The organism is Microtetraspora niveoalba (assembly GCF_001570405.1).
In the GTDB taxonomy this organism is placed as follows: Bacteria; Actinomycetota; Actinomycetes; order Streptosporangiales; family Streptosporangiaceae; genus Microtetraspora; species Microtetraspora niveoalba.
Window position 1 is genome coordinate 22785 of the sequence record NZ_BBYM01000056.1, and the last position, 8253, is coordinate 31037.

The 8253-nt window shown below is 72.5% G+C and carries 7 protein-coding genes; 3 read left to right on the forward strand and 4 right to left on the reverse strand.

Features of this window, described 5'->3' with window-relative positions; translation table 11 throughout:
* Positions 1-76 precede the first annotated feature (76 nt).
* Positions 77-1441, reverse strand: a complete 1365-nt coding sequence (locus AWQ70_RS35755) for an APC family permease (protein WP_067186419.1) — start codon at positions 1439-1441, stop codon at positions 77-79.
* Between the two features lie 6 nt (positions 1442-1447).
* A complete protein-coding gene (locus tag AWQ70_RS35760) occupies positions 1448-3070 on the reverse strand; it encodes an amidohydrolase (protein ID WP_067186438.1) in 1623 nt (540 codons plus the stop codon).
* An 83-nt stretch (positions 3071-3153) separates the two neighbouring features.
* Here AWQ70_RS35760 and AWQ70_RS35765 point away from each other — a divergent pair, with 83 nt between their 5' ends.
* The 3 genes from AWQ70_RS35765 to AWQ70_RS35775 all read left to right on the forward strand — a co-directional run bounded on the left by AWQ70_RS35765 (position 3154) and on the right by AWQ70_RS35775 (position 5837).
* A complete protein-coding gene (locus AWQ70_RS35765) occupies positions 3154-3948 on the forward strand; it encodes a TetR/AcrR family transcriptional regulator (RefSeq protein WP_084518180.1) in 795 nt (264 codons plus the stop codon).
* An 81-nt stretch (positions 3949-4029) separates the two neighbouring features.
* Complete coding sequence (locus AWQ70_RS35770) at positions 4030-5385, forward strand: transaminase (RefSeq protein ID WP_084518183.1); 1356 nt, start codon at positions 4030-4032, stop codon at positions 5383-5385.
* Positions 5382-5837 carry an Lrp/AsnC family transcriptional regulator gene (locus AWQ70_RS35775; protein WP_067186425.1) on the forward strand — a complete coding sequence of 152 codons (456 nt, stop codon included), beginning with the start codon at positions 5382-5384 and terminating at the stop codon, positions 5835-5837. Before AWQ70_RS35770 ends, AWQ70_RS35775 begins: the two co-directional genes overlap by 4 nt.
* 75 nt (positions 5838-5912) lie before the next feature.
* Here the strand turns inward: AWQ70_RS35775 and AWQ70_RS35780 are convergent, their stop codons facing one another.
* Positions 5913-6794: a potassium-transporting ATPase subunit C gene (locus AWQ70_RS35780; protein ID WP_067186426.1), complete on the reverse strand. Its 882-nt coding sequence runs from the start codon at positions 6792-6794 to the stop codon at positions 5913-5915.
* On the reverse strand, positions 6794-8253 hold a 1460-nt coding region (gene kdpB / locus AWQ70_RS35785), incomplete at its 5' end, for a potassium-transporting ATPase subunit KdpB (RefSeq protein WP_245647309.1). The genes kdpB and AWQ70_RS35780, both read right to left, overlap by 1 nt.

The following is an 8253-nucleotide window of genomic DNA, read 5'->3' on the forward strand; positions in this document are numbered from 1 at the left end:
ACTCCCGGGTCAACGGACGGCCCGGCCACCGACGTCGGTGGCCGGGCCGTCCCGCCTTCCGAAGGGATCGAACGGATCAGACGGCGGCGGGGTCGGCGTCGGAGAAGGTCATCACCGGCGGCCTGCGGCGGAAGAACCGGGTGAGCACCATCAGGTAGACCAGGCCGGCCGCCATCCACGCCAGCCCGACCTGGAACGTCACCCCCGACAGGCTCGTCCACAGCCAGACCGTCAGGGCGAAGCCCACCAGGGGCAGCAGGCCGTACCGGAACAGGTCGCCCGCCGACCTGCGCCGCCCGTCCACCAGGTAGTGCTTGATCACGGTGAGGTTCACCATCGAGAAGGCGATCAGCGCGCCGAAGTTCACCATGACCACCGCGTTGTCCAGGCTGATGAAGAGCGCGACCAGCGACACCGCGGACACGACGGCCACCGCGAAGACCGGCGACTTGAAGCGCGGGTGCAGCAGGCTGAACGCGCGCCTGGGCAGCACGCCGTCCCGTCCCATCGAGTACAGGATCCGGGAGACGCTCGCCTGCGTCGTCATCGCCGACCCGAAGGCGCCGATCACGTAGATGCCGACGAAGATCGTCTCGAACGCGGCGCCGCCCAGCGCCGCCATGATGTCCACCCCGGCGGTGTCGGGGTCGGCGAAGTCGTGACCGGGGTGGGCCAGGGAGCCCATCCAGGCGACCAGGACGAACAGCAGGCCGCCGATCAGCGTGGTCAGCACGACGGCGCGCGGGATGTCGCGGCGCGGGTTCCTGGCCTCCTCCGACAGCGTGGAGACGGCGTCGAACCCGAGGAAGCTCAGCGCCAGGATGGCCGCGCCGGCGAACACGCCCTGGCCGGGCGTGAAAGCCGCGAAGGGCGCCGGGGACGGGTGGCCCGACAGGTGCTTGAGCGCGAGGGCGACGAACACCAGGATCAGCACCACGGAGACGCCGACGACCAGGACGTTGATCCGGCTCATCACGGTGATGCCGAGGACGTTGAGCCCGAACACCACGAGCAGCGCGGCCAGCGTGAACGCCCACTGCGGCACGGCCGGGAACTGGCTGTTCAGATAGATCCCGATGAGCAGGAAGTTGATCATTGGGAGGAAGAGGTAGTCGAGCATCAGCGTCCACCCGGTCAGGAAGCCGACGTGCCCGCCGAAGGTCTGCTGCGTGTAGGTGTAGGCCGATCCGGCGGTCGGGTACGCCCTCGCCATCCGGCCGTAGCTGAACGCGGTGAACAGCATGACCACGAGCGCGACCACGTACGCGGCCGGCAGGTGCCCCCCGGTGACCTGGGTGACGGCGCCGTACGTCGTGAAGACGGCCACCGGGGCGAGGTAGGTCAGGCCGAACAGCGTCAGGCCCGGGACGCCCAGGACCCGCTTCAGCCCGGGCTGCCCGGTCCCGTGGGCTGCGGGCTCGGTGGGGGCGGACTCTTTCATGGAGGGCTACTCCTGTCGGGAAGGGGGGTGGATTCGCGTGCCGGCCATCCACGTGCCGCGGACGGCCGTCCGGAGCGCTACGTCGTGCGGGTCCATGCGGCGGATGTCCACGTCCAGCCAGACCAGGTCGGCCACCATGCCGGGGACGAGCAGCCCGCGCTCCTCCTCGGCGAACGCCTGGCGGGCCACGCCCGCCGTGTACGCGGACAGGGCGTCGTCGAAGCCGACCCGCTCCTCGGGCAGCCAGCCGCCGGCCGGCTCCCGTTCCGTGTTCTCACGGGTCACCGCGACCGGCAGCCCGGCCAGCGGGCGGTGGTCGGTCACCGGCCAGTCGCTGCCGAAGGCGACCGCGGCCCCCGCGCGGAGCAGCGACCCGATGAGGTACTGCCGCCCGGCGCGCTCGGGGCCGATCCTGGGAAAGGTCAGCTCGCTCATCGCGGCGTCGGTGCGCGCCCACAGCGGCTGGATGTTCGCGATCACGCCGAGCCGGGCGAAGCGCGGCAGGTCCGCCTCGTCCAGGAGCTGGACGTGCGCGATCACGGGCCGCCGGTCCCGGGGTCCGTTGACCCGGGCGACGTGTTCGACCGCGTCCAGCGCGGAGCGCACGCCCGCGTCGCCGATCGCGTGCAGGTGCCCCTGCAGGCCCATCGCGTCCACGGCCGCGAACGCCTCCAGCAGCTCCTCGTACGGCCAGACGGGCATGCCGCGCGTGCACGGGTCGTCGGCGTAGGGCGCGAGCAGCGCCGCCGTGCGGTTCTCCAGGATGCCGTCCACGAAGAACTTGACCGTGTTCGCGGTGAGCCGGTCGTCGCCCAGCGCGCGGACCCGGTCCCGGTCGGCGGCGAACTCGGCGAGCTGGTCGCGCCAGCGTCCCGGGTCGGCGCGCAGGCCGAGGTTGACCCGGGTGGCCAGCAGGCCCCGCCGGGCCGCCTCGACGTACGCGTCCACGGTCGCGTGCTCGACCCACGCGTCCTGGATCCAGGTGACCCCGGCCGCGGCGTAGGTCTCGGTGGCGAGGCGCAGCGCCCGCACCAGGTCCTCGGTGGTGCGGGCGGGCGCGGCGCCCAGGACCGCGTCCACCGCGTCCCATTCGTACATCGTCCCGAGGAGCCCGCCGTCCGCGCGGCGGGCGAACCTGCCGCGCGCCGGGTCCGGGGTGGAGGCGTCCAGGCCGGCCCGCCGCATGGCCTCGGTGTTGCACCACACGGTGTGGTAGTCCCAGGCGCGCAGGACGACGGGCCGGTCCGGCACGGCGGCGTCCAGCCAGCGGGCGTCGAACAGGCCGCCGGGGGCCAGCGTCGAGTCGTAGCTGGCGCCGATGATCCACTCGTCCTCGGGGTGCGCGAGCGCGTACCGGCGCACCTCTTCGACGATCTCGTCCACGCTGCCGCGATCCCTGATCCGCGGCCCCATCGCCTCGAACCCGGCGTGGTCGGGGTGGCAGTGCCCGTCGCCGAAGGCCGGGAGCAGCAGCCCGCCCTCCAGGTCGACGACCCGGTCGGCGGCGCCGGCGCGGGCGAGCGCCTCGGCGCCGACGGCCTCGATCCGGCCGTCCGCGATGGTGAGGGCCGTGACGGCGGCTCCGGTGCCGGTCCAGATCGTGCCGTTGCGGAAGAGGGTGCGCGACATCGCCATCCAAAAAGAACGTCGTTCGTTTTGTGCCGGAAGGATAAGTTGTCCGGAGGCCAGAGCGGAAGGGGTCGGCCGGGAAAATGGGAAGACGGGCAGGCCGGCCGGCCACACCGGTGCTGAGCAGGGAGATCATCGCCAGGGCCGCCCTCGCGCTGATCGACGAGGCCGGGGCGGAGGGGTTCTCGCTGGCCGCGCTGGCCCAGCGGCTCAGCGTGCGGCCCTCCTCGTTCTACAACCACGTGGACGGGAAGGACGACATCCTCGCCGCCGTCCGCGAGCTCGTCTCCGACTCGATCGACGCCTCGATGTTCGCCCGGCTGCCCTGGGACGAGGCGCTGGTCCTGTGGGCGCACGGGTACCGCGCCGCCTTCGCCGCGCACCCGCCCGCCATATCGCTGCTGGCGACCCTCCCGATCACCGGCGCCGTGCGCACGCTGCGCATGTACGAGCAGGTCGTCGTCGGGCTGGAACGCGGGGGCTGGCCCGCCGAGATGATCATCCCGGTCATGGTCTCGGTCGAGTCGTTCATCCTCGGCTCGGCCCTGGACATGGTGGCCCCGCCCGACATGTTCGACTCCGGGCCGCTCGCCGCCGAGGCGCCCTCCTTCGCGGCGGCCGTACGCGCCCGCGACGGGGCGGCGGCGGCGCGCGGACGCCCGCCCGCCGACCTCTCGTTCGAGGCCGGGCTGGCGGCGATCGCCGACGGCCTGCGCGGCACGCTCCGGGCACTGAACGGGGAGACGCGCACCCCACTCGACGTCGCCCCCGGGGAGCTGAACGGGGAGACGCGCACCGCACCCGACGTCGCCCCCGGGGAGGACGCCGGCGCGGGCCCGGCCGAGGAGCCGGCCTGGGACCGCGCGGCACCCCTATGAAGAATCGAAGGCCATAAGGTACGTTGACTTCAGATTCACAGACCGGAAACGGTTCAGTCGACGTTTTCTAAGGCAGTGACCATGATCGACCGTGCCCGTCTCGCCCACCTGATCGACCGCGAGCGCCGGACGTTCCGCGACCGCAACCCCCGATCCGCCGCCGCGTACGAGCAGGCCCGCGCTCACCTGTTCGGCGGCGTGCCCATGACCTGGATGAACAAGACCGCCGCCGGGTTCCCGCTCTACCTCGCCGAGGCCGCGGGCGCCCGGGTCACCGACGTGGACGGCCACACCTACGTGGACCTCTGCCTCGGCGACACCGGCGCCATGGCGGGCCACTCCCCGCGCGCCACGGTGGACGCGGTCGCCGAACGCTTCGGGGTCCTCGGCGGCGCCACCGTGATGATGCCGACCGAGGACGCGACCTGGGTCGGCGCCGAGCTCGGCCGCCGCTTCCGCGTGCCGTACTGGAGCTTCTCGCTGACCGCCACCGACGCCAACCGCTGGGCGATCCGCCTGGCGCGGGCGGTCACCGGCAGGCCCAGGATCCTGGTGAACAGCTACTGCTACCACGGCAGCGTGGACGAGGTCCTGATCGTGGTCGGACCGGACGGCGAGCAGGTCTCCCGCGAGGGCAACGTCGGCGCCCCCGTCGATCCGACCGTGACCTCACGGGTGGTGGAGTTCAACGACCTGGCCGCGCTGGAGCGCGAGCTGGCGCACGGCGACGTCGCCGCGGTCCTCATGGAGCCCGCCCTCACCAACATCGGCATCGTGCTGCCCGAGTCCGGCTACCTCGACGGCGTACGGGAGCTGACCCGGCGGCACGGCACCCTGCTGATCAACGACGAGACGCACACGTTCTCGGCCGGGCCCGGCGGCTGCACCGGCGCGTGGGGGCTCGACCCGGACATCGTCACGATCGGCAAGGCCATCGGGGGCGGCATCCCCAGCGGCGGGTACGGCCTGTCCGCCGAGACGGCCGCCCGCGTCGAGGCGATGAGCGGGCTCGACCTGGTCGACATGGGCGGGGTCGGCGGCACCCTCGCCGGGAACGCGCTCTCGATCGCCGCCATGCGCGCCACCCTCGAACACGTGCTCACCGACGACGCCTTCGCCGCCATGACCGAGCTGGCCACCCGCTTCACCAAGGGCGTCCAGGAGGTGATCGACGAGCACGCGCTCCCCTGGTCGGCCACCCAGCTCGGCGCCCGCGCCGAGTACCGCTTCACCAGCCCGGCGCCGCGCACCGGCGGCGAGTCCAACGCGGCCGGCGACCCCGACCTGGACGACTACCTGCACGTCTACCTCGCCAACCGCGGGGTGCTGCTCACCCCGTTCCACAACATGGCGCTGATGTGCCCGGCCACGACCGAGGCCGACGTGGACCTGCACCGCGAGGTGTTCGCGTCCGCCGTCTCGGAACTGGTGGCATGAGCCGGGTGCACCTCGACGAGATCGACCGGCTGCTGCTGCGCGAGCTGCAGCGGGACGGCCGGGCGTCCTACACGGCGCTGGCCGAGACCACCGGGCTCTCGGCCCCCGCCGTACGCCAGCGGGTGCAGCGGCTGCGGGACGAGGGCGTCGTCCAGATCGTCGGCGTGACCGACCCGATGGCGCTCGGCCTCCCGGTGATGGCGCTCATCGGCGTACGCGTCGAGAGCGACGTGCACACCGTGGCCGACCGGATCAGCGAGCTGGCCGGGGTCATCTACGTGGTGCTCACGTCCGGCTCGTTCGACATGTTCGTGGAGGTGGTGTGCAAGGAGCCCGCCGAGCTGCTCGCCGTCCTGAACGACCACATCAAGCGGGTCCCCGGGGTCACCCGGGCGGAGGCGTTCACCTACTTCGGCATCCACACCCACCGCTTCGCCTGGCCCGGCACCTGACCGCCGGGGTGCGACACGCGGAGGCGGGCCGCCCGCGACGATCGCGGTCGGCCCGCCCTCTCCTCGGGGCCTGGGTCAGCCCTTGTCCGGGGCGTCCAGGGCCAGGTTGAGCGTGAGGACGTTCACGGCGGGCTCGCCCATGAAGCCGAGGGCCCGCCCGGTCGTGTTGTCGGCGATCAGCCGCTTCACCCGATCCAGGGAGACGCCCCGCTCCTTGGCGACCCTGGGCGCCTGGAGCTCGGCGTACGCGACCGAGATGTGCGGGTCGAGGCCCGAGCCGCTCGCGGTGACCGCGTCCGCCGGGACCACGGCCCGCGCCGCGCCCCGGACGGGGACGGTGCGGCCGGCGGCCAGGTCCTCGCCCGGCCGGGCGCACTCCACCTTCACGCCCCGGTACTCGGCCGCGAACGGGACGGCCGGGCACGCCTGGTTCGCGCTGACCACCCGGGTCGGCGCGCCCACCGCCGGGAAGACCTTCAGCACCGCCCCCACCCCGTCGGCCGTGCAGTACGGCCGGGCGCCGCTGACGCCTTCGAGCTCCCCGGCGGCGCGGCTGCGCGCGCACACCCGGGTGAGCAGGCTCTGCTTCCCGGTGTCCGGCTCGCCCTGCGCGTTCTTCGCCCCCGGCACGGCGAGCACGTCCAGGACGTCCTCGGGGCCGAGGTTGCTCGCGCCGCTCGCCGTCGGGTCGTAGCCGTCCCCGGCCGCGCTCGGCCGGCTCTGGAAGTACTTCCTGATCGGCGCGCCGTCCGCAGTGGTGAACGACTGCCCGATGAGGGCGCTTCCGACGACCGTGCCGTCCTTCTCGACGGGGGAGCCGTCGGCGTGGTCGCCGAGGAGCGCCTGGGCGACCCCGGTGACCGCGAGCGGGTAGACCGCTCCGAGCACCGCGGTCAGCACGAGCAGCGCGCGGATGGCGGCGATGTGCCGGCGGATCCAGCCTGGCAGGCGTTCCATCACGACATCCCCGGGATGAACTGGACGAACAGGTCGATGATCTTGATTCCGGCGAAGGGCGTCACGATGCCGCCGAGGCCGTACACGTAGAGGTTGCGCGACAGCAGCTTCGACGCGCTGGACGGCCGGTAACGCACCCCGCGCAGGGCGAGCGGGATCAGCGCCACGATGATGATCGCGTTGAAGACGACCGCCGACAGGATGGCCGACTGGGGACTGGCCAGGCGCATGATGTTGAGCACGTCCAGGCCGGGATAGACCGCCGCGAAGATCGCCGGAATGATCGCGAAATATTTGGCGATGTCGTTGGCGATCGAGAACGTGGTCAGCGCGCCGCGTGTGATCAGGAGTTGCTTGCCGATCTCGACGATCTCGATGAGCTTGGTGGGGTTGGAGTCGAGATCGACCATGTTGCCGGCCTCCTTCGCGGCGGACGTGCCGGTGTTCATCGCCACGCCGACGTCGGCCTGCGCGAGCGCGGGCGCGTCGTTGGTGCCGTCGCCCGTCATCGCGACCAGCCGGCCGCCCTCCTGCTCCCGCCTGATCAGCGCGAGCTTGTCCTCGGGCGTGGCCTCGGCCAGGAAGTCGTCCACCCCGGCCTCGTCCGCGATCGCCTTGGCCGTCAGCGGGTTGTCACCCGTGATCATGACGGTGCGGATGCCCATCCGGCGCATCTCGTCGAACCGCTCGCGCATGCCGGCCTTGACCACGTCCTTGAGGTGGATCACGCCGAGGACCCGCGCCTTGCCGTCCGCGACCTCGCCGACCACCAGCGGCGTCCCGCCGGACGCGGAGATCCCGTCCACCAGGTGGCCGACCTCGTCGGTCGGGTGCCCCCCGGCGTCCCGCACCCACTTCATGACCGCGGTCGCCGCGCCCTTGCGCACCTGGCGGCCGTCCACGTCCACGCCCGACATGCGGGTCTGGGCGGTGAACGGCGCCCACTCGGCCTGCGCCAGCTCGCCCGGCCGCCGCTCGCGCAGGCCGTACGCCTCTTTGGCGTACACGACGATCGAACGGCCCTCGGGCGTCTCGTCGGCGAGGCTGGCGAGCTGGGCCGCGGTCGCCAGCTCCTCGGCGTTGACGCCGCTCGCGGGAACGAACTCCGACGCCTGCCGGTTGCCCAGCGTGATGGTGCCGGTCTTGTCCAGCAGCAGGGTGTCGACGTCCCCGGCCGCCTCCACCGCCCGGCCGCTCATCGCGAGCACGTTGCGCTGGACGAGCCGGTCCATGCCCGCGATGCCGATGGCCGACAGCAGCGCGCCGATCGTGGTCGGGATCAGGCACACCACCAGCGCGACCAGCACCACTCCGGTGACACCGTCCGCGGTCAGCGCCAGGGAGTCTGGGATGCCGGGGTTGACGCTCTTCGAGTAGATCGCGAGCGGCTGCATCGTCGCCGTGGCGACCAGGAAGACGATCGTCAGCGCGGCCAGCAGGATGTTGAGCGCGATCTCGT